Source organism: Streptococcus hepaticus (assembly GCF_043656315.1).
GTDB classification, from domain to species: Bacteria; Bacillota; Bacilli; order Lactobacillales; family Streptococcaceae; genus Streptococcus; species Streptococcus hepaticus.
This window is the reverse complement of the sequence record NZ_JBINIY010000013.1, coordinates 21,980-41,915: the sequence shown is the minus strand read 5'-3', so window position 1 is coordinate 41,915 and position 19,936 is coordinate 21,980. Positions and strand designations below refer to the sequence as shown.

At 37.2% G+C, this 19,936-nt stretch carries 17 protein-coding genes and 3 pseudogenes; 3 read left to right on the top strand and 17 right to left on the bottom strand.

What is annotated here, in order from left to right; genetic code table 11:
- Positions 1–114 precede the first annotated feature (114 nt).
- Positions 115–420: pseudogene (locus tag ACHUFA_RS09155) on the bottom strand (aldo/keto reductase); the annotation flags it as partial.
- A gap of 166 nt (positions 421–586) precedes the next feature.
- Between ACHUFA_RS09155 and ACHUFA_RS09150 the strand changes: the two are divergent.
- Positions 587–1,264: pseudogene (locus ACHUFA_RS09150) on the top strand (site-specific integrase); the annotation flags it as partial.
- Between the two features lie 330 nt (positions 1,265–1,594).
- Here the strand turns inward: ACHUFA_RS09150 and ACHUFA_RS09145 are convergent.
- From ACHUFA_RS09145 to ACHUFA_RS09090, 12 genes are all read right to left on the bottom strand, one after another.
- Positions 1,595–2,647 (bottom strand): hypothetical protein, encoded by a 1,053-nt coding sequence (locus ACHUFA_RS09145; protein WP_222350175.1) that lies wholly within the window; start codon positions 2,645–2,647, stop codon positions 1,595–1,597.
- 13 nt (positions 2,648–2,660) lie between these two features.
- On the bottom strand, positions 2,661–4,103 hold the full coding sequence (locus ACHUFA_RS09140) for a DUF5677 domain-containing protein (RefSeq protein WP_222350174.1): 1,443 nt from the start codon (positions 4,101–4,103) through the stop codon (positions 2,661–2,663).
- Positions 4,104–4,491: 388 nt separating this feature from the next.
- Entirely contained in the window at positions 4,492–5,943 is a 1,452-nt protein-coding gene (locus ACHUFA_RS09135; RefSeq protein WP_394405654.1) for an ATP-binding protein, read from the bottom strand.
- A 166-nt stretch (positions 5,944–6,109) separates the two neighbouring features.
- The gene (locus tag ACHUFA_RS09130) at positions 6,110–9,241 is read right to left on the bottom strand and encodes a type I restriction endonuclease subunit R (protein ID WP_394405652.1); all 3,132 of its coding nucleotides are present in this window, start codon (positions 9,239–9,241) and stop codon (positions 6,110–6,112) included.
- Positions 9,238–10,332, bottom strand: coding sequence for an AAA family ATPase (locus tag ACHUFA_RS09125; RefSeq protein WP_394405650.1), 1,095 nt, complete (start codon positions 10,330–10,332; stop codon positions 9,238–9,240). Before ACHUFA_RS09125 ends, ACHUFA_RS09130 begins: the two co-directional genes overlap by 4 nt.
- Positions 10,333–10,350: 18 nt before the next feature.
- Entirely contained in the window at positions 10,351–12,114 is a 1,764-nt protein-coding gene (locus ACHUFA_RS09120; protein ID WP_394405648.1) for a restriction endonuclease subunit S, read from the bottom strand.
- A gap of 1 nt (position 12,115) precedes the next feature.
- The gene (locus tag ACHUFA_RS09115) at positions 12,116–13,660 is read right to left on the bottom strand and encodes a type I restriction-modification system subunit M (RefSeq protein ID WP_044681309.1); all 1,545 of its coding nucleotides are present in this window, start codon (positions 13,658–13,660) and stop codon (positions 12,116–12,118) included.
- Between the two features lie 314 nt (positions 13,661–13,974).
- The gene (locus tag ACHUFA_RS09110; RefSeq protein WP_000797245.1) at positions 13,975–14,331 is read right to left on the bottom strand and encodes a hypothetical protein; all 357 of its coding nucleotides are present in this window, start codon (positions 14,329–14,331) and stop codon (positions 13,975–13,977) included.
- Positions 14,328–14,693, bottom strand: a complete 366-nt coding sequence (locus ACHUFA_RS09105; protein ID WP_018166603.1) for a plasmid mobilization protein — start codon at positions 14,691–14,693, stop codon at positions 14,328–14,330. The genes ACHUFA_RS09110 and ACHUFA_RS09105 overlap by 4 nt, the downstream gene beginning before the upstream one ends.
- The gene (locus ACHUFA_RS09100) at positions 14,686–14,976 is read right to left on the bottom strand and encodes a DUF5962 family protein (RefSeq protein ID WP_000158582.1); all 291 of its coding nucleotides are present in this window, start codon (positions 14,974–14,976) and stop codon (positions 14,686–14,688) included. The genes ACHUFA_RS09105 and ACHUFA_RS09100 overlap by 8 nt, the downstream gene beginning before the upstream one ends.
- 10 nt (positions 14,977–14,986) lie before the next feature.
- Positions 14,987–15,841 (bottom strand): phage replisome organizer N-terminal domain-containing protein, encoded by an 855-nt coding sequence (locus ACHUFA_RS09095; protein WP_394405645.1) that lies wholly within the window; start codon positions 15,839–15,841, stop codon positions 14,987–14,989.
- A 12-nt stretch (positions 15,842–15,853) separates the two neighbouring features.
- On the bottom strand, positions 15,854–16,138 hold the full coding sequence (locus ACHUFA_RS09090) for a DNA-binding protein (protein ID WP_065957486.1): 285 nt from the start codon (positions 16,136–16,138) through the stop codon (positions 15,854–15,856).
- Between the two features lie 146 nt (positions 16,139–16,284).
- On the opposite strand from ACHUFA_RS09090, the gene ACHUFA_RS09085 reads away from it, so the two are divergent.
- Together ACHUFA_RS09085 and ACHUFA_RS09080 are read left to right on the top strand one after the other, a co-directional pair.
- On the top strand, positions 16,285–16,803 hold the full coding sequence (locus tag ACHUFA_RS09085; protein ID WP_222350119.1) for a helix-turn-helix domain-containing protein: 519 nt from the start codon (positions 16,285–16,287) through the stop codon (positions 16,801–16,803).
- Between the two features lie 56 nt (positions 16,804–16,859).
- A pseudogene (locus ACHUFA_RS09080) lies at positions 16,860–18,013 on the top strand (site-specific integrase).
- Positions 18,014–18,156: 143 nt separating this feature from the next.
- Here ACHUFA_RS09080 and rpsI read toward each other — a convergent pair.
- The 4 genes from rpsI to ACHUFA_RS09060 form a co-directional block, all read right to left on the bottom strand.
- The gene (gene rpsI / locus ACHUFA_RS09075; protein WP_222347807.1) at positions 18,157–18,549 is read right to left on the bottom strand and encodes a 30S ribosomal protein S9; all 393 of its coding nucleotides are present in this window, start codon (positions 18,547–18,549) and stop codon (positions 18,157–18,159) included.
- A gap of 20 nt (positions 18,550–18,569) precedes the next feature.
- On the bottom strand, positions 18,570–19,016 hold the full coding sequence (gene rplM / locus ACHUFA_RS09070; RefSeq protein ID WP_222347806.1) for a 50S ribosomal protein L13: 447 nt from the start codon (positions 19,014–19,016) through the stop codon (positions 18,570–18,572).
- A gap of 198 nt (positions 19,017–19,214) precedes the next feature.
- Entirely contained in the window at positions 19,215–19,421 is a 207-nt protein-coding gene (locus tag ACHUFA_RS09065; RefSeq protein WP_222347805.1) for a helix-turn-helix transcriptional regulator, read from the bottom strand.
- Positions 19,414–19,935, bottom strand: coding sequence for a hypothetical protein (locus ACHUFA_RS09060; RefSeq protein WP_394405642.1), 522 nt, complete (start codon positions 19,933–19,935; stop codon positions 19,414–19,416). The genes ACHUFA_RS09065 and ACHUFA_RS09060 overlap by 8 nt, the downstream gene beginning before the upstream one ends.
- Position 19,936 lies beyond the last annotated feature (1 nt).

The following is a 19,936-nucleotide window of genomic DNA, read 5'->3' as shown; positions in this document are numbered from 1 at the left end:
AGCATAGCTGGTGGTTTTCTCATTTTTCTCTCCGAGAAAAACTGGCTGGAAGCCATAAGAAAAAACAACTATCCCTCTAAAGAATAGTTGTTTCAATCTATTTCGTAAAACTACTTAAAAATTAACAGCATCAGGATTAGACTGTACTGTCGCAGCTTCTACTGTGTCTAGTTTCTTTACATCCTCATCAGATAAGGTAAAATCAAACACTTCCAAGTTAGCCTCGATATTTTTAGGTGTAACTGATTTTGGCAATGGGAGAAATCCTTTTTGTAAACTCCAACGAAGAGCCACTTGGGAAACTGATTTACCATTGGCCTCCCCTACTTCTTGGACAACAGAATTGTTAAAAATAGTACCTGTTCCTAGCGGGCTATAGGCTTCCAACAGAATATCATTTGCTTGACAGAAGGTAACAATGTGAAAAGGCAACACTTTTCTGTACAAAATTTATAAAGTGCTTTTTCTAAACGACTAAACGTTTGGACATCGGTGAAGTGGCGACGTATTTTTCTAGACATAATATTCTCCTATTTTCTTTAGTGTAGAACACTTTATAAGACTGTCTAGTTTAGTGTAACCTATTCAAATTAAACTCCAGGAATCCAAGATAGAAGAGGAATTGTATCTTTCTAGCGAGGAGTTACAAGAATGGTTTGAAGCATTTAAGGAAGATTTAGACAATGACAAAATATCGTTGAAGGACTATGTCCTATTTTTTACAACCTTTATTCTAAACGATAGAAAATCCGAATCCTATGCCCTGCATTGGAAAAATATTGATTTAGACAAGGCAGAAATTAATCTGAAAAATGCTCTTGATAAATATAAAAACTTGAAATCTACAAAAGGAAACAAGAAAACAATTTTCTCTATCCCTTATTACCTTGTAACACTCCTATCCCAATGGAAAATACAACAAAAACAAGAGTTAGCACAATTTGATATTATGCAAACTCCTGACCAACTAGTATTTACTTATATCGATACAAAAGGGAATGTCAATAGCCCTTTACACGTTGATTATCTGAACAATAAAATGAACTCAGTAAGGAGACGCCATCCACGCTTAAAGCATGCCACACCACATAAACTAAGGCATACAGGTGCTACACTTGCTAGACAGGCAGGAATGAGCCTAGAAGCCATTTCTGAGGCTCTGACACATAGTGATACTATCACAACAAAAACCTATGTAAACACCTCAAACGTTGTTCCTCTATCTGCTGGTACTCTCGCCTATCAACATATTCAAAATAAATAGGGTAAATTTAGGGCAAACTTTCGTAAAAAGCATAGAAAAAAGCACCCATGAGGTAAACTCTTGAGTGCTCTGAAACGTTGATATAACTGAATATTAACGTTTTGAGAATTGTGATGCCTTGCGGGCTTTTTTGAGACCTGGTTTTGGGTGACCGAAGTCAAATATCTATAAAAGCTTATCAAATCGAGCTTTCAAAAGTCAGTTTCATCAAATTTAAACACTTATAGCCCAATCCTACAAATAATAGATTACCATTAGATTACCAAAACTCAATTTTCGGAGCTTATGTTATTGAGAAACAACATTACTAACAACCTCTACCTTAATAATTTACTTTATCAATAAATGTACACAACTCTCAATCTCAGTAATCAACTGCTCTTGGGTGTTGAAATCATCGAGAGCATTATAAATCTCTCTTATACGATCTGAAAAGTTTAAATTTTTTGCTCTTTCACGTATTTCAGAAATACTTAGCTCAACTCCTTTTTTATCGTATTCAAACCAAATTGGTAAAGTCAATCTTGACATTTTTAAGAAATGTTCTAAGTTTTCTCCTTTAGAATAATGCACGATATTTAACAAAAGAATATTATAATTTAGGTACGTAGTTAAGTTAGAAAAAAATGGAAAAGCATTGAAAGAGTAAGAAGTCAAAAAAATGTCCATAGCTTGACTGAAATAACCGTAGATTATAAATCGTAAAAGTTCTGCATCATTCATATTTTTGGGGAATGTATCTGAATACTCAAGTCGATATTTTTTCAGACGGTCTTTTATTGTTTCTGTAGGATCATCATAATCAAAAAGTAATATCCGTGATAAATATTCATGCACGACTACAGTATCTATATCCTCATACTGGTGTAAATTTTTAAAATCAATACCTTCTATGAAGAAGTTTTCAATAAATGGCATGATATCAATTTTTTCTTTGTTGATAATTGAACTAGAAAATCTTAGCGGTAATACGTAAAAATTTGGAATTCCTTTTTCTAATAAAACTATCAAATCATCAATGCACTCTATAATCCTTTCTTTTAATTTTGTGATGTAATCTTTCATATCATGGATTACATTACTTTTTTCTATTACCTCTAAATAGGATAGTATTGGATCGTCAAATATTTGATAATTTCCCAATGCAAAGAGGATGTTCTTATCTGAGTTGGCAACATTGAATTTTGATACTGCAGTATAAAAATATGTATCCGAATTATTAAAAAGATATTGACTACACATTTCTAACAATTTTTGTTTTCTGAACCAAAAATTTCTAACTTTATCCAAGTTATAAGTTACATTTTCTAAGTCTAAATCATCTTTGACTTTTTTCAACAACTCTAGATACTCACTTTGTGACTGACGAAGTTTACTTAACATAGCCCCTCTCTTTCTATTCATTGGGAATAGGAAATACTTCTTTAATGATGGATAGATGCTTTGTCAAAATCATTACCATATCATGACTAATATCAGGTAATTCTTGTACATTATCTATATCAGGAATTCCATGGAATTGATGCCCAGTTGAAGTGCATTTCAAAACCGAACTCTCTCTAATGGCTCCCCAAAGTCCATGTTCAAATTGAGAATCATAATCATAGTAAAATTTATATAAATCATCTTCCCCTACTTGCTTAAATTTTTGTCTTATATTGCCATTTCCAAAATATCTAGTGTCCATATCTATAAATTCTTTATTTTGAAATTCCGACACTAGCAAATTTAAATATTCAAAATTAATATGAGGATTTGTTAACTCTGGTTGATTCTCTATAAAGCGTTCGGAAACTAATTTATAACCACCAATACCATAATATTGGTATTCCTCCCAAATGTTTTTATGGTTTGCTTCCTCAGCAATTAAATATTTTGTCATAACATAGTTCTCAATGCATGACCTTACTATAGAACGCCCTGAAATCGTATATTGCAAATCATGATTCATCAACTCTAGTAACCGCTTATAAGAATAGGTTAGGATACTAGTTAAAACATAAAGCTTCTCGTTAAAAGGCTCTATATTTTGAAGCATGTCTCTGTAATATTTTAATGCTGAATATACTGTACTTTTTATCTCATTCAAATCTATAGCATTACTTCTATCCATAACAATTGAATATACCTCACAATCAGTTAGTTGACTAATATTATTCCAAAATCTTTTACTATAAAGATAATTCATACCTTCAGACATTGATAAAGCAACCTCCATTGAGCGAATCTGGGAACGAACAATTCTCATTTCTGGATCTGATATATCTAAGTAAGGGTATTTAGTTAATCCGTCTACCATGTGTGACTGCGATTCTACAAATTTAATTTTTCCTTGTAGCATCTTGTAATACAGTAAAAAATATCTTATATCCGTTGATAATTGACTATATTGGTCAGATATTTCATTTAGTACTTTAACAAGTATATCTAGTCTTTGATTAAAAGAGTGACTCTTGCTGTAAAAATTTTTACTCAGAACCTCTTCGCTATCAGGCAAAACTATTGAAAGTGGAGAAAATATTGATAAGTCGAAAGCAGAACTTAATGATTCAACAAGAATTTTCTTCTCATCAATATCTAAATTAAGTATTAAACTCATTGCCGGTAAAGGTAAGATTTTTTCTAAATCTAATGCTTTTGATAAATTAATCAGAGCTAACATCATTTTTTCCATTTGCTCTGTTCGGTTTCCATATTGCAGAGCTAATCCAATCCAAAGATATTCTGGACCTTTTGAATGGATCCAGTCAGATTCTTTATCTAATGGAGTTACTAATTGACTGAACTTAGTTCTAAAGACTCCTTTTTTAAAGTCGTGGTCACTTAATTTACTAAACATAAGATACCTCTCTCAATACAATACCACCTGTACTCTTACTATTATGCTATACTCCAAATATAAAAGATATTCGTTTTTTATTTCATTATTCAACCAACCATAGTTACAAAATATTCTGTTTATGAGTAAGTCACTATTATGCATGTGTTAGTTAACAATTCTTCAGATTTTGTAATAACTATCCCTACTGCTTTTTTATGTTAAACTACTTAACAATATTATCATAAAAAGTAGATACCGATAACTTTATGGTACCTACTTTTTTGTTCCTTACTGTATTCTACTGTATTCTACTGTATTCTACTGTATTCTACTGTATTCTACTGTATTCTACTGTATTCTACTGTATTCTACTGTATTCTTATTACTAATAGTACCCTGACTGTAATCATTTATCAATTAAAAGATAATATTGATTGCGGTCATTTTTACTTGATCCAAACCAAGTGATGATTTCTAAATCACGAAGATGATGCAACATTTTAACAACAAACGAGCGACTTCTTCCCGTCAGCTCAATGGCTTTTGCTGTTGTCATCTTCTCGCCTGAATTATACATGTAGTGAACCAGTAATTGCTCGTCGGCATTGAGGTCTCCAAAATCAGTAAACTGTTTCTCCAAACTATCTCGGGTCCGTAGGTGTCGGCTGACAATATTATTTTCAAGCGTCAGAACAACCTTGTTCCCAGGTTCAGAGTATTTTGGTTCATGGAGAAAGGCTGATTCCATCTCTGAGTAAATCCGTTTAACACCTTCATTCATCTCACGGACCCAACCAAACTCTGTCAGGGTTCTGGCAATCCGAGGATTTCTTGAAAACCGTTCATGCTTAATATTGTCAACGGTGACGATATTTGGCAATTTCCCTGGGCTATGAATTTCCAGTCGGTCATCAAACATGAGCACACGAATATGGTCGCCATAGACAGAATAATCTCGATGGGTGACGGCATTGACGACACCTTCAAACCAAGCAAATTCAGGATACTCAGGCAAAATTTGGAATTGCCCATTGTCATCCAGATATTGGAACTCACGCAGCTGGGTACGAATAAAGTCACGAGCCTTGATAATCAGGATTGGTAGAGCATCATCAAAGGTTACTTCCTTGATGACATTAAAACTACTGCCTGTCCCCATGTCCGTGCCATCAAACCGTTGGAAACGAACACGAGCTTGAGGGAAGAAAGCTGATGGGTATTTACCAAAAAGCAAGATAGCTGCCTTGGTCAATTTTCCATTGACCAGAAAACGCCGAGCTTTGAGAACTTCTTCTGTCGAACGGTCTGAAATATCAAATCGATTTTTGAAATCCTGAACCAGGTCATCATTGATGTCTTCCAAGGTAGCGTCAGCCACAACTTCATCCTCAAAGAAACGTTGTCCTTTATCATAGCTGAGCTGAGTTCGTTGTTCATAACTTAATTTTACCGTTTCATCCCCCTGACGCAGGTAAACTTCATCATTAGGCGCAGCAATCACTCGGTTTGAGGACAATTCAACTGAGACAACCAAAATCACATCGTCTTCACCCTTATGGTTTCGCACAGGGATTTCTTCAAAAGATAAATCCAAGGGAGTGTCACGCATCTCACGGTCAATCTTTTTGAACTCATCAATGGGATAGGCTCTGCCATCTTTGAAGCCAGTGATGATGTTATTCTGCTTGTCGTCCTCAATACCAATGACCAGCTGACCACCATCTGCATTAGCAAAGGCAATCAGGTGTTTAAGCAGTTCAGACGGTTTCTTTCGTGCTGACTTTCTATCCAAATATTGGGTTTCTGGAGAGAATTGGTAGTGGGATAGGGTTTGAATTAAATCCCTTTTGTTTTCCAAGTTTAAGCCTCCTTCTCAATATCAAACAGCACATTTTTGGAACGACTGTCGTCTCCAAATAAATGATAAGTCAGCTTTTTATACTACTGATTTAATGCCTTTGATATTTCTTAAAATGTCAACTATAAAATTTGTCTCTTCTTATATCTAGAAGAAATAATAATGGTTAAATCTCTCCACCAATCCCCTTGAACGTCTCAACCAAGTTAACAATTTTTTCAAATACCGTCTGCTTTTTGGTCCGATATTGTGGATTGAGGGGACTCATCTTAGGAAGTGCTTCATTGAGAGCATTACCATTTTCACTAGCGTACTCTCGTTTGAGTGACATCTGAATATAACGGTTAGCACTCTCGACATTCAACCCTTCTGTCTCAATCAAATTAGCTACTGCTTCTTTTTGTTTTTGACGGGCAAATGTATAAAATTGTTCTAAAATATCTGACTTCTCAGAAAAACTGTCCAAGTCGCTGGCATTGATAAAATCCACAATTAAGCTTTCCTTAGCTCTCTGACCCAGACTAGCACGGATAGTCCGAGTAATTTCTTTAATGAGTTGATCCTTATCAGATACCTTTTGGTTGGTTTCAAAAATCAATTCCAGAATATAGTCCAGATTGATTTCCTGTGATTTCAACAACTCTACTTCAAAGACAACCGCATCCCAATCGATTTCGGAATCGCTATCCTGCTGATTCCGCCTCTCATTGTCATACCAGGACTTGATATCATTGTAAGTAGAGCGATAATCTTGAATCTCACGAATACTTGGGATGTCCATTTTAGAAAGTTCCGCAACGGCTTCGTCGTCCAGATGAAAACGTTCTTTGAACTCTGCCACAGCCTCTGCGTCTGTAACATCTAACTCTTGCAAAGCCTGCAAACTCATGAAATCATCATAGTTCTGCAAGATATTATCCAAACGCAAGAACTGACCAAATAGGGTCACAAATTCTTTCTTATCACTTTCTTTACTAATCGTCGCAGAATCCGGGAATTTTTCCTGTAATTCTTTAACGACTTCCAAATACCCTTTTTGCTCTTGACCAGCCTCAATATAGCCAGTCATGTAGTCGTCGTAAGAGCGCTCCAACAGAATATCAGCCGTCTCAGTCTTCCCAAAAAGCTTAATCGCATCTGTCGTTGCCTTCTCCAAATCACGAAAGGTGACGATATTTCCAAACGTCTTAGTCGCATTGTAAATCCGATTGGTTCGAGAAAAAGCCTGAATAAGTCCATGATAGCGTAGGTTTTTATCCACAAAAAGTGTATTCAAGGTCGGAGCATCAAAACCAGTCAAAAACATACCGACGACAACCAGCAAATCCACTTCTCCAGACTTGACTCGCTTAGCTAAATCACGGTAATAGTTTTGAAACTCATTGCCATTGATACTAAAGTTGGTCTGAAACAGGCGATTATAATCGGAAATCGCTCCACTCAAAAATTCCTTACTACTAATATCTGCCAAGTCAGCAGGGCTGAAAGTCTCGTCATCAATCTCCCCAATCGCAGCTTGCTCCTCATTTGCTGCATAAGAGAAGATGGTTGCAATCTTCAATGGTTTATCTTTTCCAGCTTGTTGGTCTTGCAACTCTTGGTAGTAAGCCTTTGCCGCCTCGACACTTGACACGGCAAACATAGCGTTAAATCCTTTACCGTTTTGCCTATGGGTCTTTTGATTAAAATGTTCTAAAATATAAGCCGAAATCTCTGTAATCCGTGTCGGATGAAGCAGAGCTTTTTTATTTTCAGCAGCAGATAATTTCCCTAAATCTTGCTCAGTTTCCAAGGCCTTAAACTGTGGACGAACATCATTGTAATCCACCTTAAATTTCAAGACTTTATGATCGCGGATAGCATCGGTAATGACGTATGCATGAAGCTCCCGACCGAATACAGAAACAGTGGTATTAGAACCCAGAGCATTCCCCTTACGCGTAATATTTCCATCTTTATCATAGATATCTGGAAGAATCGGCGTTCCTGTAAAACCAAATTGACAATACTTCTTAAACTTCTTCTGCAACCGTTTTTGAGCCTCGCCAAACTGTGAACGGTGGCATTCGTCAAAGATAAAGACCACTTGCTTGTTGTAAATCTCATGCTGCGCTTCGCTCGACATAAAGTTATTGAGCTTTTGAATCGTCGTCACAACAATCTTATTGTCATCTTTTTCGATATTGCGTTTAAGTCCAGCTGTGCTATTTGATCCATTGACTGAGTCAGGAGAAAAACGCTGGTACTCTTTCATGGTCTGGTAGTCCAAGTCTTTCCTATCAACGACAAAGAAAACCTTGTCCACTTTATCCATCTCAGTCGCCAGTCTCGCAGCCTTAAAACTGGTCAAGGTCTTACCAGACCCCGTAGTATGCCAGATATAGCCGCCAGTCTCAGGGCCACTCTTAATGTTACTGTCAATAGCCGAGCGAATCTTCCAAATAATCCGCTCCGTCGCCGCAATCTGATAGGGACGCATGATAAGGAGGGTATCACTGGTATCAAAAACTGAATAATTGATGAGAACGTTTAAGAGTGTCTGCTGACTGAAAAAGGTCGCTGTAAAATCCTTCAAATCCTTGATTGGCTCATTATTTTTTAGTGCCCAATTCATGGTAAAATCAAAAGAATTTTTCTCCCGCTTAGTGGTATTGGCAAAATAGCGAGTATCCGTCCCATTTGAAATGACAAAAATCTGGAGATACTTGAAGAGTGAATTTTCTTCATTAAAACTCTCCTTGCTGTAACGGTGAACCTGATTAAAAGCCTCACGAATAGCCACCCCACGCTTTTTAAGCTCAATTTGTACTAAGGGAAGCCCATTTACCAAAACGGTCACATCATAACGATTGTTTGATGTCCCAACTTGAGTCATTTGGTTAATGACTTGAAGCTTGTTACGACTGATATTCTTCTTATCCCAGAGATAGATATTTTGAATATGCCCATCATCAAAGATAAAGTCGTAGATGTGGTTGTCGTGGAGCTTTCGGGTGCGGTCAATCAAGCTATCACTAGGCTTATTAAGGTACTCCTCTAAAAAGCGTAGCCATTCCGCATCGGTAAAGAGCACACCATTTAAAGTCTGCACCTGCTCACGGAGATTGAGTAAGAGGGCATCTGGCTTTCGCAAGTCTGGTCGATACTCATATCCCTGAGCCTGCAAATCCGCAATCAACTCCCGCTCCAGGTCTGCTTCTGTCTGATAAGTGCTGGGCTGGGCAAGTTTAGTGTATTTATCTAAAACGATGAAGTTGTTGGTTTCGACAATGGGCGTGGTTTGAAAGGTACTTGTCATGGGTGCTCCTTATTGAAATTGTAGGTATTATCAAAACTTTCAAACAGATAAATTAACATCTGCTTCTCTCTAGGATTGAGACTAGAAACTTCTTCTCCCGAATACTGCGAGTGACTTGAAATATCTAAAATTCTTTTGGCATAGCTCAGTTTTGTTTCGTTATCTGCTTCACGCGGTAACAAATCTTTCCAATCCATATACCCTAAAAACGTCGCAGTTTTTTCAAAAAGATTTCTCAAAAAATTAAAATGATATTTTTGAATTCTATTTTCATTTATTGCTGTTCTCAGTTCATTTCTCAAAAACATGTGATAAGAAAATGGTGAATCATTTCTTTGTGCGTGCAGCTCATAGGTACCATCTTCCAATTTTTCTAGTCTAAACTTATTAGCATTTCCAAATTCATTGTGTAAAACATTATAGAATAATGGGTTATGAGTCGTGATTATAAATTGTAATCCTAATTTTTCCTTGTTACTCTCTTTTATTAAGGAAGCTAAATTAGAAGCAACTTCTATCAAATGATTATCATCCAAAGATGAGACAGGATCATCAATAAATACATACTCCAACTGATTAAAATCGGATGTGCTTCTTTCATCGAATTCTGGTATTTTCAGTTCACTAATCACTAGCTCTAATAGCGTGTAAAATATAGACCAAATAAAATTGCTTTCTTCTCCTTTGGATAACTTAATGGATTCTGCAATTTCCTCATTACCACGCTCAATAGTGAAGGTAACACTTCTATCTGAGAAGTTAAAGTTAGGCATCAACTTATCATTTGTGTATTGTTGAAAATTCTTAATAATATTTCCATCTTGTCCTTGATCTATTAGAATCCAATCCATAAAATAGTTGTTCCAAATTTTCAAGGCAATTGCCTCATTATCCCAATAAAACAAGTCTTCTGTAAAAGCATTATAATAGAGAATTTTTTGCCTTGTTAGCTCACCTTCATCAGGTGTAACAAGTTTAGCAAATTCCTTAGATAATCTTGTTTTCCCTGTTCCATTGAAAGCATAAATCAGATGAACTTTCTTATCTGACTCCTTCAGCTCCTGGGCAATATCTCTCAAACTTTTTCCCATAAGGTATCACCTCTTTGTTTAAAATTGCAACAACTGATCCCGCCAATATTCATACTGTTTTTGTCGTTGCTCAATCTCAGCTGGTAGACCCTGGCTGAGGTCTGTTGTTAGGGTATCGAAGCGGTCGAGGATGGCAACGATGCGGTCTTGTTGGTCAAGGGGTGGGAGGATAAACACTAAATTCTCAATAGAGGACTTCGATAGCCGTGGTACGCTTGCTTTTCGAACTTGCGCTTTAACCGTCTCTTGCTTACTCATCAATAAATAATATAGGTAACGCTGACCTATGACCTCAGTATCAAAAGTCCAGACATCATCCGCTGTCCAACATCTGCTACGTGTATAGCCAACTTCACCAGCTGCCCCTGCACTAATCAGAAATGCTGTTTCTGCCTCTCGATTATAATGCTCAAAATAACCTAAGGTTGTTAAGCTATTTTGATAAACGGGATAACCTTCGCTTGGATGCAATTGACTTTTGACCACACGTTTCCCACGCACCACCGTCGCCACAGCCCCCAACTTCACCCGTATCGAGCCGAAAACCCAAGTCAAGAGCCTAATCAGGTCTTGTCTGTACTGTACTGTACTGTCAGTATACACGCCTTCGGCGGTGAAGGTCAAGAGTTTATCTCTAAAGAATTCGTACTGTTTTTGACGAAGTTCAATCTCTTTGGGCAGGCCGATATTGAGGTCGTTACAAACTGTATCGAAATTGTCCAAGACGTGGACAATGCGGGATTGGATGTCAGATGGAACATATGGAATAGGGAAATTTCTGATTTTACCCAAAGCTAAAAAAACTTGACTACCTTTACTCTTATTATCAGCTATATACTTTTTAGCTACTGATGACTGTAAATAGTGAAATAAATATCTAGCTAGGATTCTATCCCTTGTTTTAATCAATCCTACATTTTTTATTGCAAAATCAGGTTCATCAATGATATGTGCAATTTCTCCGACAGTGCCAATCATTGTAAAAAGCAAGTCATCGACATCAACTTTACTTCGTTTATTTATTAACTCAAAATCCTCATCGCTAATGTAATAAGCATTTTCAAATATTACTGAACCACATTTTATATTTTTAGAGGTAATTAAATATTTTCCAAAGTTTTTCTTTTTAGGTGAATCATGTGTACCATCACGTACATCACATACCTCACCCAACGTTTTCCACTGGACAGTGTAAACCTTATTGTTCGCCCCCCCCGAACTATCATTATCAAAGTTCAATAAATAATCTCTAAAATAATTATATTGCTTCTGTCGAAGGGTCAATTCTGCGGTCAATTCTGCGGTCAATTCTGTAACATATTCCGTGAATTTGTCAAGTATTTTGACGATTTCTTTTTGGATTTTCTCATGAGGGATTGGAACTAATGTTGTTTTTGCACTACTCCAGTGTCTTTTATAACTTCCTTCTTTATGATAAAAATTACAGAAACAATAATATAAATACTTAGGTACTATTCCATCTTTGGTTTTAAGGATTTTCAGACCATCAGCACCTTGAACAAATGGAAAATCAATAAATTTAATATGTTCTGAATGGTCTCCAAAAATTACATACTCACTTTGAGGAAGAAATTTATCAGTATCGATATAGCCAGCTATAAAATCTTCTCCTTGATCAACAACTGCAATTGCACCTTCTTTATGATAATCTTTTCGTTTTAATTTTATGGGACTATTAACTGTATCGACACATTTATCAATTTCCCTCAACTCTACTCCGTCAGGACAAAGCTCTTTTATCATTTCATCAATGTAGGTCATATCAGCTCAACTCCTCGACTATCTTATCAATCTCTGCTCGCAAGCGGTCAATATTTTTCACGGTCTCCGCAATTTCTTTATTGAGAACATCAATATCAATTTTCTCACGCGTATCCTCTTTTTCCACGTAGGTAGATACAGAGAGGTTGTAGTCAGCTTCCGCAATTTTTTCTTGGGAAATGAGCTGTGCGAAATAGTCTTCATTGTTCTTGTCCTTAACACTTGCCAGGATTTTCTCGATATGCTTCTCTTCCAAGACATTGTTATTGGTTTCTTTTTTAAATTGCTGGCTAGCGTCAATAAAGAGAACATCTGTTGTCAGCTTATTCTTAGCAAGGATAAGGATACAGGTCGCGATAGATGTCCCGAAAAAGAGATTATCAGGCAACTGGATAACAGCCTCAACAAAGTTTCCGTCTACCAGATACTGACGAATCTTTTGCTCCGCACCACCTCGATAAAAAATCCCAGGGAAGGTGACAATAGCCGCTCTGCCTTTATTAGACAAATAAGAAAGGCTATGCATGATGAAGGCAAAGTCCGCCTTAGACTTGGGTGCCAGAATCCCTGCTGGGGCAAAACGATCATCATTGATCAGCGTCGGGTCGTCACTACCAACCCACTTGATTGAATAAGGCGGGTTGGACACGATAGCATCAAAGGGCTTATCATTGCCATGCTTGGGGTCTAGTAGCGTATTGCCACGCTCAATACTAAACTTGTCGTAGTTGATATTATGGAGGAACATGTTCATCCGCGCCAGGTTGTAGGTGGTCATGTTAATCTCCTGACCGTAAAAACCATCCTCAATGATATGCTCCGTAAATTGTTTTTTAGCTTGAAGTAGAAGAGAACCCGAACCACAAGCAGGGTCATAAATCTTGTTGATTTTATTTTTCTCGTCCTTACCCAGCATGACGATACGAGCTAACAGACGTGACACACTCTGTGGGGTGAAAAACTCGCCACCTGACTTCCCTGCATTGGAAGCGTAGTTTGAAATCAAGTACTCATAAGCGTCCCCAAAAAGGTCAATATGATTGTCCTCAAAATTCCCAAAATCAAGACTAGCAATACCTTCTAGGATAAGGGCTAGGCGTTCATTACGCTCTGGAACAGTACTTCCCAGCTTATTACTTCTGGTGTCCACGTCGTCAAAAAGACCTTTGATATCATGTTCACTGGCATAGCCCGTAGCACTCGCCTCAATGGCATCAAAAATATCCTTGAGCTCCGTATTTAGATTGTCATTACTACGAGCTGTTTTCACAACATTGGAAAAAAGCTGCGCAGGCATAATGAAGTACCCCTTGGTCTTAATCGCATCATCCTTAACCTCAGGTGTGATTGCTTCATCCGGAGTATCCTCATAGTTGAAATCTTCACCACCCTCTATATAGGTCTTAAAATTTTCACTGATAAAACGGTAAAAAAGGATTCCCAAAATGTATTGCTTGAAATCCCAACCATCTACCGCCCCACGGACGTCATCTGCAATCGCCCAAATTTTACGGTGCAATTCTTGCCTCTGCGCTTGTTCTGACATATTCAAACCCTCACTATCTTTAATGACTCTATTATACCATGTTTCCCTTCTTCTTACACGTTTCCTCAAGGGGTTTGGGGCTTTGCCCCAAGTGTTAAAATCCATCACCTAAAGGAGCTGTCTGCTCACTTTTGGTAGTGGATTTTTTGCGATAGTGTGTATACACTATCTGAGCTCGCAAAGACCTAAAATTATGTTTTTGTATCAATTCTAAATTCCCCGTGCCAAACACGGTGGCTGACATTGTCAGACAATCATTTTTTAGAAAGACATAAGAAAACCGCAGATAAATTCCTGCGGTTTCATTTACTTATTTAATGTTTAGTAGACTTCTTTTTCAGGTTAACTGAGAGTCCCTTTTCCAATTCATCCAATAATTGAGTTATCAACTGTCCAAGTTCTATAAAATTCTGTTGTGAAATATTTCCAACCTGAGTTGACAACTTGGCGATCCTATTAATTGATCTGCCAATCTGAATGAATCGCTCTGTCAGTTGCTCATACTCTGGAAAATTAATCGTCCATGATTCAATCTCTTGGTTAAATAATTTCTTTCTGGCAAAAGCGGAAAAGTTTGACTCTTTTTCATTAGCCATTAATGCTAACAATCTTTTATTCTCATCCTCAGTCAAAAAGACTTGCTTCACGATATTTTTAATTCTATTTTTCATTCATCCACTTTTGATAGTAACCTCGCCTTTTTCGTTTTATGGTATTTAAGGAACGATTTTTCATATTTTTCAATCATTTGAACACTGTAAGTCATAGCTCGTAATGCTTGAAGATCCTGAGATTGCTCTGCTATCCTTGCTAACTGATTGATATTATTTTTAATTCGCCTCAAAGAAAATATCAAGTCTTCAAATGAAGTTTCATCAAATACCACAACAATAGGGAATTTCTTAAATAACATTTTCCTAGCATAGTTAGAAAAATTCCTTAAACCTGTATAACTGATAAGGTAGTTTAGCGTTTGATTCTGCGATTTTGTGATATAGAATTTTTTCAGAACTGTTCGATAACGCTCAACCACGATAAATTCTCCTTGTGTATTTTTCTGCCTGAGACACATCATATTCCCTCAAATATTCTACAAGTTCCTGATAATCTTGCAACAGCCCTTCTTCTAAATTTGGGAAGTCATTTTCTCTACTCTGGATAATAATTTCTAATTGATTGACAATTTCTCTAATTGAGAAACTATAATCCAGGGTTTCTTCCTCATACTCTGCTTTTAACCCTTGATACCGTTGTAACTCTTCTTCTGATTTAAAACCAGCGACTAGCATATTCTCCAATTGATAATAAATTGTCATTCTACTCTCCTTATCCCTTTTGGTAAAACTTTCTAGCATTTTCATGAGCAATTACCTTAGCTTCCAATAATCGCTCATCTTTTAGGCGCTCCATAGAGCTCATTAAATAGGCTAATGGTGACTCTACATCATTAGGAATACGATCTATCATTCCCAAGACTTCATCAGAAGTCATATAGCCTTCGCTTAAAAACTGTCCAATCGCCATTTTTTGCTTATGCGTTAGGGTGTAATTATAGGGGTAAATAAAACGATCGTTATATCTATCCGCAATCACTTGCAAAAGGGAATAATACTCTGGTTTGAGATAAGTTGTTGACTGATCTTCTGTCTCTCTAGAACTATTATCTAGTATATTCTTATTCTCTTTCTGATTCTTGTTCTTAATCTGTTGCGTTACTTGATCGTTACTTTCCGTTACAGGTAACGTTTCTGTAACGTTACATTCTATTGATAAACTATCTTGCCCACTTACTAGAGCTTTTTGCTTTTGACGAAAGCGTGTTACCCTTTCTCTAGTTTGCTGACGAATTTTCTCAAGGCCATCAATATTCTGATGTTTTTCCCAGTTAGGAATGGTGACAGCACCATCTACAAAGGCTATCATGCTAAACTGTTCAAAGGTCTTTAAAGCTAACTTGACCGTTGTAGCTTTTCGCCTGAAAACCGTCGTCAACATTTCTTCGGTATAAAAGACTTTATCGCCTAGAGCTAGTACGCCATTATAATTCTGTTTGCCCGCTAAGACTAACAACTTGAACCAAATAACAATCAGGGTATCTCCTTCTGGCATTGATTCAATCAACTGAATCTTTTCATCATCAAAAATATCCGTTGTTATCTTAATCCACCGAACATCACTCATAAATGTTCCTCTTTATCTTTCATATTGCTTCAACCAGCGTGTCACAGCCCGCTTATCGTAGAGAGTTACACCATCTATCACCATAGTTGGCATACCCTCACGTGTCCATTTTTGCAAAGTGGTTGTGGAAACATCTAACCATCTTGCCAAAGCAGCCATTCGCACCATCGGTTTATAGAGCTCTTTATCCTCTAAAGCTCGCTCCACTGCTGTTGCAATCATCTCATCATAGTGAGCTCGTAATTGCTTTTCTAGTGCTTTGGGAAGTTGGACAACCAAAGTTGTTTCTTCTGACATATCATTACTTCATTTCTATTTTTCAATTAAATAAACTCCGAATTTATTTGTTATTCATTTTGAATTATAAACTCTTTTTGAATTTTTGTCAACTATTTTTATTCAAAAAGAATAAAGTGTGGTATAATACTGAAAAGGAGGTAGTTATGACCAATCATATTACAAAGTTAATAGAAGACAGCGGCAAAAAATTAACTGAGATCAGTTCTGCTACAAATATAGCTTATCCTACCTTATCCGGATATAATCAAGGCATACGGACACCTAAAAAAGAAAATGCCCAAAAGCTTGCGGACTACTTTGGTGTTTCAGTAGCCTATATTTTAGGTCTAGATGATGATAAAAACGCACCATCTAATTTGAAAATCGTCGCAGATAGTTTTAAAACATCAGAAATCACCTCTGTAACGCCTTTTAAGAGCGATATGGATAGGCTTAAGAAAAGTATCGAGCTTGGAGAAATTCATCTGTCTATGCCCCTAAATGAGACGTTCTCAGATGAATTTAGACGTGTCTTATCAGGTTACTTGGTTGATTATGAAGAGACATTTATCAAACATTTAATCAAGCACATGAACAGCCAAAATCGTGAATCAGATCTTTGGAAGACCTGGACTCAGACAGAAGAGTATCAAATTAGACGAACAGATCGCGAAAAAAAATAAGCTAACATTTCTCAATTACATAAGCTCCGAAAACTTGAATAATACGGAGGAATGTTATGTCAATTCACAAATACCAATCACTTAAAGGAACAACCTATTTTGTCAAAATTTACCTTGGTCTAAACAACTACGGTAAGAAAAAATATTATACTAAACGAGGGTTCAAGACGCGTAAAGCTGCCAAAGCTCATGAAACTGCTGTTAATCATCAGCTGAATAGTGGAACTTTTGTCCATATTACTGCTCAAACAACCTACACTTACCAAGAGCTTTATCAAAGGTGGTATGAAGCTTATAAAGATACTGTCGAAGCAACTACTGCAGTCAAAACTGCCGACCTCTATCGCCTACATATTCTTCCTGTTTTTGGAGAAAAGAAAATTTCAAAAATCAGTCCTTTAGACTGTCAAACCTTCATCACTGATAAAGCCAAGTCATTCAAGAATATGAAACAAATCAAGTCATATACCTCAAAAATCTTTGAATTTGCCATCAACATGAATTACATTGAACGTAATCCAATGAGCAAGGTGATTTTGCCTAAAATCAAAAAAACTGCCAGTGAAAATTACTGGTCAGTTAGTGAGTTGCAGCAGTTTTTGCAAATCATTTTAGAAAATGAACCTTATAAACATTATGCACTATTTCGATTACTAGCATACAGCGGGTTACGAAAAGGGAGCTCTACGCCCTTAAGTGGGAAGATTTTGATTCTGAGAATCAACTATTAACAGTTAGCAAAAGTTTAGGAGGAATAGATGGCCATGCCATTGAAAAAGGAACTAAAAATACATTCTCTGTGCGCTCTATCTATCTTGATGATGAAACCTGTTCTATCCTCAACAAATGGAAACAGGAAACTAGCAGAGAAAAGTGGCAATTATCAATACAGCCTCTTTCTCTCGACAAAGAATTTATGTTTACATACTGCAACCGAGATGGTGAGATAGAACCTTTACACGCTGACTATATCAACAATATTCTAAAACGTATTATACGTAAGCATAATCTTAAAAAGATTAGCCCACATGGGTTTAGACACACTCACGCAACCTTGATGATTGAAATGGGAATTGACCCAGTCAATACTGCTAAACGCTTAGGCCATGCAAGCAGCCAGATGACTTTAGACACTTATAGCCATGCTACAAAAGCTGGTGAAAAACAGTCAATTACAAAATTTGCAGAGTATCTTAATAAGGCTAAATGAACTAGATTTATTGCTCAGCCTCATATTGACCAAAAACCAAGTCTCGAAAGATTACCAAAAGGATTACCAAAGTACTTTTTTCATCAAAAAAGCACCTTGCGAAAACTTCGCAAAGTGCTCTGAAACGTTGATATAATTGAATATTAACGTTTTGAGAATTGTGATGCCTTGCGGGCTTTTTTGAGACCTGGTTTTTTACGTTCAACCATACGTGCATCACGTGTAAGAAGACCAGCGCGTTTCAATGAATCGCGGAAATCTGGGTCTACTTGAAGAAGCGCACGAGCGATACCATGACGGATCGCACCTGATTGACCACCGTATCCACCACCATTAACGTTAACGATAACGTCGTATGCACCTTCTGTTGAAGTTACTGCAAATGGTTGGTTGATAACAAGACGCAAGTCAGCGTGTGGGATGTACTCTTCTACATCTTTTTTGTTAACTGTGATTTTGCCAGTACCTGGAACCAAACGAACGCGTGCAACAGCGTTTTTACGACGACCAGTACCTGCATATTGTGCTTGTGCCATTATTTAATGCTCCTTTCCTCTTAGATAAGTCCTGAGATGTCAAGTACTTCTGGTTGTTGTGCTGCGTGAGTGTGCTCACCGCCAACGAAGACTTTCAATTTCATACCTTGTGCACGTCCAAGAGTGTTGTGTGGAAGCATGCCTTTAACTGATTTTTCGATCAAACGAACAGCATTTTTAGAACGAAGTTCACCTGCTGAGATTTGTTTCAAGCCACCTGGGTGGTTTGAGTGAGTGTAGTAGATCTTATCAGTTGCTTTTTTACCAGTCAATTTAACTTTTTCAGCATTGATAACGATCACGAAGTCACCTGTATCAGTGTGTGGTGTGAAGGTTGGTTTGTTTTTTCCGCGAAGTACGCTAGCAACTACTGCAGAAAGACGCCCAAGAGGTACATCAGTTGCGTCAACGACATACCATTTACGATCAACTTGGCCTGGTTTAGCCATGAAAGTTGTTTTGTTCATGATTTCTCCTATACGAATTCGTAATATTTGTTTACAAGGGTGATGGGTGTTCCGTCCCATCGAAGGTATTTGGAAGGTTCCGGGGCCTTTCAAATGGGGTAAACAATACCATCTACTATCATACCAAAAAATCATGTCTGTCGTCAAGCGATTTGAGTTTATTTTTTTAGAAAAATGGCAGAGCCGTTCAGCCACATTCTACTCCTCATCAGCTACCCAAAACAAGTCGTCCAAGGTTCTATCCAAGACTTTGCAAATAGCAATACAGAGATTAATTGTCGGGTTATAGTCTCCCTTTTCTACTGCTGCAATCGTTTGACGAGAAACCCCCACCAATTCAGCCAGAGCTTGCTGAGAAAGATCTTTTCCTGCACGCGCAGCCTTGAGTTTGAGATTTTTACTCATCTGCTTCCCTCCTATCACGCCATATCCGAAGACATAAAATCAGCATATTTTGCAAGGGAAATAAGCCCAGTAAGCAAATCATGACAAGTCCACCTTTGGCAAAGGCATTTGCAGGAAAATCTCCTATTTTTATCAAATACAAGGCCACCATGAAAATACACAGATTACATAGTAAAAATTGTCTCGGTGTCAATCCTGCGCTCTTATTAATAGGAAAGTAAGTCCCTGTCCAAATATTGTAACCAATCTGAACACTGAGACCCACGTACATGAGAAACCAAAAATGAAACGCCTGAGAAAAACGAATATTTGCCAACTCTGCCAACATATACAAGACATAGATTGCAGCCAGGAGACTATAAAATGCATATTGATAACCTTTTCCACGCAAGAATTGTTGGTACTCATCGTATTCATTTTTAGGGAAAGCCTCTACTCGACCATCTTTTTTCCGACGATAGAAGAGCACACCAGTGATAGCAACCAGCATAAGAAGTAAAGGTAGGTAGGTCATG

What these genes read in the sequence shown, in the direction of transcription:
- ACHUFA_RS09145 (WP_222350175.1), bottom strand. Translation starts at nt 2,647, where the DNA reads ATGTTAAGTAAACTTCGTCAGTCACAAAGTGAGTATCTAGAGTTGTTG.
- ACHUFA_RS09140 (WP_222350174.1), bottom strand. Translation starts at nt 4,103, where the DNA reads ATGTTTAGTAAATTAAGTGACCACGACTTTAAAAAAGGAGTCTTTAGA.
- ACHUFA_RS09130 (WP_394405652.1), bottom strand. Translation starts at nt 9,241, where the DNA reads ATGACAAGTACCTTTCAAACCACGCCCATTGTCGAAACCAACAACTTC.
- ACHUFA_RS09125 (WP_394405650.1), bottom strand. Translation starts at nt 10,332, where the DNA reads ATGGGAAAAAGTTTGAGAGATATTGCCCAGGAGCTGAAGGAGTCAGAT.
- ACHUFA_RS09120 (WP_394405648.1), bottom strand. Translation starts at nt 12,114, where the DNA reads ATGACCTACATTGATGAAATGATAAAAGAGCTTTGTCCTGACGGAGTA.
- ACHUFA_RS09115 (WP_044681309.1), bottom strand. Translation starts at nt 13,660, where the DNA reads ATGTCAGAACAAGCGCAGAGGCAAGAATTGCACCGTAAAATTTGGGCG.
- ACHUFA_RS09110 (WP_000797245.1), bottom strand. Translation starts at nt 14,331, where the DNA reads ATGAAAAATAGAATTAAAAATATCGTGAAGCAAGTCTTTTTGACTGAG.
- ACHUFA_RS09100 (WP_000158582.1), bottom strand. Translation starts at nt 14,976, where the DNA reads ATGACAATTTATTATCAATTGGAGAATATGCTAGTCGCTGGTTTTAAA.
- ACHUFA_RS09095 (WP_394405645.1), bottom strand. Translation starts at nt 15,841, where the DNA reads ATGAGTGATGTTCGGTGGATTAAGATAACAACGGATATTTTTGATGAT.
- ACHUFA_RS09090 (WP_065957486.1), bottom strand. Translation starts at nt 16,138, where the DNA reads ATGTCAGAAGAAACAACTTTGGTTGTCCAACTTCCCAAAGCACTAGAA.
- ACHUFA_RS09085 (WP_222350119.1), top strand. Translation starts at nt 16,285, where the DNA reads ATGACCAATCATATTACAAAGTTAATAGAAGACAGCGGCAAAAAATTA.
- rpsI (WP_222347807.1), bottom strand. Translation starts at nt 18,549, where the DNA reads ATGGCACAAGCACAATATGCAGGTACTGGTCGTCGTAAAAACGCTGTT.
- rplM (WP_222347806.1), bottom strand. Translation starts at nt 19,016, where the DNA reads ATGAACAAAACAACTTTCATGGCTAAACCAGGCCAAGTTGATCGTAAA.
- ACHUFA_RS09065 (WP_222347805.1), bottom strand. Translation starts at nt 19,421, where the DNA reads ATGAGTAAAAATCTCAAACTCAAGGCTGCGCGTGCAGGAAAAGATCTT.
- ACHUFA_RS09060 (WP_394405642.1), bottom strand. Translation starts at nt 19,935, where the DNA reads ATGACCTACCTACCTTTACTTCTTATGCTGGTTGCTATCACTGGTGTG.